The organism is Streptomyces sp. NPDC058877, assembly GCF_042742855.1.
GTDB lineage: Bacteria > Actinomycetota > Actinomycetes > Streptomycetales > Streptomycetaceae > Streptomyces.
This window is the reverse complement of sequence record NZ_JBHYMF010000352.1, coordinates 1-3,027: the sequence shown is the minus strand read 5'-3', so window position 1 is coordinate 3,027 and position 3,027 is coordinate 1. Positions and strand designations below refer to the sequence as shown.

The 3,027-nt window shown below is 73.1% G+C and carries 3 protein-coding genes; 2 read left to right on the top strand and 1 reads right to left on the bottom strand.

What is annotated here, in order from left to right; translation table 11 throughout:
- Nucleotides 1–101 precede the first annotated feature (101 nt).
- On the bottom strand, nt 102–1,076 hold the full coding sequence (locus tag ACFW2Y_RS35365; protein ID WP_384887726.1) for a carbohydrate kinase family protein: 975 nt from the start codon (nt 1,074–1,076) through the stop codon (nt 102–104).
- 177 nt (nt 1,077–1,253) lie between these two features.
- Here ACFW2Y_RS35365 and ACFW2Y_RS35360 point away from each other — a divergent pair, with 177 nt between their 5' ends.
- Both ACFW2Y_RS35360 and ACFW2Y_RS35355 read left to right on the top strand, forming a co-directional pair.
- Nucleotides 1,254–1,460 (top strand): hypothetical protein, encoded by a 207-nt coding sequence (locus ACFW2Y_RS35360; RefSeq protein ID WP_384887724.1) that lies wholly within the window; start codon nt 1,254–1,256, stop codon nt 1,458–1,460.
- Nucleotides 1,461–1,527: 67 nt separating this feature from the next.
- Nucleotides 1,528–3,003: a hypothetical protein gene (locus ACFW2Y_RS35355; RefSeq protein WP_384887722.1), complete on the top strand. Its 1,476-nt coding sequence runs from the start codon at nt 1,528–1,530 to the stop codon at nt 3,001–3,003.
- The last annotated feature ends 24 nt before the right edge of the window (nt 3,004–3,027 follow it).

Sequence of the window (3,027 nt, the reverse complement as noted above, 5' to 3'; positions counted from 1 at the left end):
CCTTCTCGGTGGTGCCGGATGCCACGGCCAGGGTCTGGTCGACTGCGGCGTACACCTGGGACGCCCGGGCACGGGGCCGGGCCGGGGCGGCGCCACCGGGGTCAGGACAGGTGGGCGCGGACGTCCGCGGCGGCTTCCTCGCCGTACGCCTTGGTGAAGCGCTCCATGAAGTGGGCCCGCCGCATCGTGTACTCCTGGGTGCCCAGGGTCTCGATCACCAGCGTCGCCAGCATGCAGCCGACCTGCGCCGCACGGGTGTGCCCGACGCCCCAGGACAGGCCCGTGAGGAAGCCCGCGCGGAAGGCGTCGCCGACGCCGGTGGGGTCGACCTTGGCCGTCTCCTCGGGGCAGCCGACCTCGATCGGGGTCTCGCCGACCCGCTCGATGCGGACCCCGCGGGAGCCGAGGGTGGTGACCCGGTGGCCGACGCGGGAGAGGATCTCCTCGTCGGTCCAGCCCGTCTTGGACTCGATCAGGCCCTTCTCGTACTCGTTGGAGAAGAGGTAGGTCGCACCGTCGAGGAGGGTGCGGATCTCCTCTCCGTCCATGCGTGCGATCTGCTGCGAGAAGTCCGCCGCGAAGGGGATCTCGCGCGCCTTGCACTCCTCGGTGTGCCGGAGCATCGCCTCGGGGTCGTCGGCTCCGATCAGGACTAGGTCCAGCCCCCCGACCCGGTCGGCGACGGCCTTCAGCTCGATCAGCCGGGCCTCGCTCATGGCGCCGGTGTAGAAGGAGCCGATCTGGTTGTGGTCCTTGTCCGTGGTGCAGACGAAGCGGGCGGTGTGCAGCACCTCGGAGATGCGGACCGAGCCGGTGTCGACGCCGTGGCGGTCGAGCCAGGCTCGGTACTCGTCGAAGTCGTACCCGGCCGCGCCGACCAGGATCGGGTTGCCGCCGAGCTGACCCATGCCGAAGCAGATGTTCGGGCCGACGCCGCCCCGGCGGACGTCGAGGTTGTCGACGAGGAAGGAGAGGGACACCGTGTGGAGCTGGTCGGCCACGAGCTGGTCGGCGAACCGGCCGGGGAAGGTCATGAGGTGGTCGGTGGCGATGGAGCCGGTGACTGCGATACGCACGGCGGGGTGCTCCTGCGGGATGCGATAGGGGCGCACGAGGCGCTCGGACGAAGGGTGGTGGCGGGTGACGAGCGGTCGACCCTTCACGCTACCCGTTGGGGGGTGCGCTGCCGAACAGTGGAAACTACCCCAGAGTAGGCCTTTTCTCCGGAGTGGTGCGGTGCATACGGTGCGGCCATGACCTCGCATCCCGCTCCTGGTGAGCGTCACGAGTCCGACCTGAGCCTCGCCCAGCTGCGCGGGGACGGCGTTCGGATGGCCCCCCACTGGGTCGCTCCGGTCCCGCCCGCGCCCGCACCGGTCTCCCCCGCGTCGATCCACGGAGTGGTCGTGCCCGCGGCCTCGGCCCGGCTGATCGACGCCACCGTCGAGTACGGCGGCTGACGGACGGGAACCGTTCGCCCCTCCGCTCCGTCCCATCGGCGTCCGGTCGAGATGAGGGAGTGTTGCGGTGAGCGGTACGGAGAACGTGCGGAGGCGACGGAACGTCCTCGCTGCCTCGGTGGCGGCGGGCGTGCTGCTCGCCGGTGGCGGCGGCGTCTACCTCGCCGTCGCGGCCACGGGGTCCGGCGGGGGCGGGGCGGACGCGAAGGCGACGCCGATCGGGGCGGCCGAGGGTGCCGCCGTCGCGGGTTCGCCCCTGCCGCTGGGCCCCGGGGCCGCCGACGGCGGTCCCGGGATCGCTCCCGGAGAGCCGGACCCGGGCGGCGGCCCGACCGGGACGGTCTACCAGTCCAAGGGCCCACTCCCCCAGGGGCCCTCCTCGGCCGCGGTCCACCGGCCCGAGGGCCTGGTCACCTCGGCGGAGGTGACCAGGCTGGCCGAGGCGCTCGGGTTCGAGGGCCGGCCGGTGCTGATCGGGGACGTGTGGACGATCCGCCCCGAAAAGGACGGCCAGGGGCCCCGTCTGGACGTGGCGAAGGCGGCCCCCGGCAATTGGACGTACACCTGGTACGACGGCGCCCCGGTGGGCGACTCCTGCCTCAAGGGCAAGGCCTGTCCGCCACCGGGCGAGGGGAAGCCCCTGCCGAGCGGTTCTCCGGTGAGCGAGGCGGCGGCGAAGGCCGCGGCGGTGCCCGTCCTGAAGGCGCTCGGTCAGGACGACGCGAAGCTGACCGCGACCCAGGTGATGAACGGGTCGGTGCGGGTGGTCAACGCTGATCCGGTGGTGGACGGGTTGCCGACCTACGGCTGGTCGACGGGGCTGCACATCGGCCCGGACGGTCGGCCGGTCGCCGGGAGCGGCACGCTCAAGCAGCCGGTGAAGGGCGACGACCATCCGGTGATCGGAGCCGAGCAGGCGCTCGCGGCCCTCAACGAGGACGCGAGGGCGATCGATCCGTCCGGGGTGGTCGATTGCGCGACCGATCCGCCGGCGGGCACGGACGGCGTCGGAACGGAAGGCGGCCCGTCGGAGCCCAAGGGCACGCCCTGTCAGCAGATCGCGGAACCGGCGCAGCCGAGGCAGGTGCCGGTGACGGCCGCGGTCTTCGGTCTGGCCGCGCACGACGTCGCGGGCGAGCGGCTGCTCGTACCGGCGTGGCTGTTCACGGCGGACCCCGTGGACGGGCCCCCGTACACGGTGACGAAGACGGCGGTGGCGCCGGAGCACCTGGCACCGTCGGTGAAGCCGTCACCGCCGGCCGAGGGCACGGCGCCGGTCCGGCAGGTCGAGTCGTACCGGACGGAGGGGGACGGCCGGAAGCTGACCGTCACCTTCTGGGGCGGGGTGTGCAGCACGTACACGGTCACGGCGCGGGAGACCCAGGAGCGGGTGACGGTCCGCGTGACGGAGGAGCCCATCGACCCGGGCAGGGCCTGCGTGGCCATGGCGGTGGAGGTCACCAAGACGGTGCCGCTCGACGGCCCCTTGGGGTCCAGGACCGTGGTCGACGGGGCGAGCGGGCAGCCGGTGCCGCGGCGCTGACCGCACCCGGGCGTGCATGAGGGC

Coding starts and splice junctions, on each gene's coding strand:
- ACFW2Y_RS35360 (WP_384887724.1), top strand. CDS start 1,254: ATGACCTCGCATCCCGCTCCTGGTGAGCGTCACGAGTCCGACCTGAGC.